1 protein-coding gene is annotated in these 305 nt (G+C 43.0%); it reads right to left on the reverse strand.

The window, feature by feature from the left end:
- Positions 1 to 93 precede the first annotated feature (93 nt).
- Positions 94 to 305 (reverse strand): hypothetical protein (locus R0J92_RS22280; protein WP_411053256.1); only part of this gene is annotated, 212 nt, incomplete at its 5' end.

A 305-nucleotide genomic window follows, 5' to 3' on the forward strand; every position in this document is an offset into this window, starting at 1 on the left:
TCTAGCCTTTCCATCTCGGGAGCTTCGGATTTCATGAGCTCATCAAAATCTGTGATCTCTGTGAGATAAGCAGGAAGGTAAGCTTTCATTTCATCAAGCTTGCTCAATGACGTTCACCTGCCCTAGACGCGGAATTTCAATGTCTTGGAGCGGCAAGTTTTTGGCTTCACCATTGATCAAGACATCCGCATAATCAGAGACACTATCCGCATGATACAAAATGTCATTGATCGCTGACATTCTGATCACATTTTCTTCAAAGGCAAGTGATTTTAGAAGCGCTTTGACCTTCTCTTCAATCTCCT

It is taken from the genome of Tritonibacter sp. SIMBA_163 (assembly GCF_046535935.1).
In the GTDB taxonomy this organism is placed as follows: domain Bacteria; phylum Pseudomonadota; class Alphaproteobacteria; order Rhodobacterales; family Rhodobacteraceae; genus Epibacterium; species Epibacterium scottomollicae.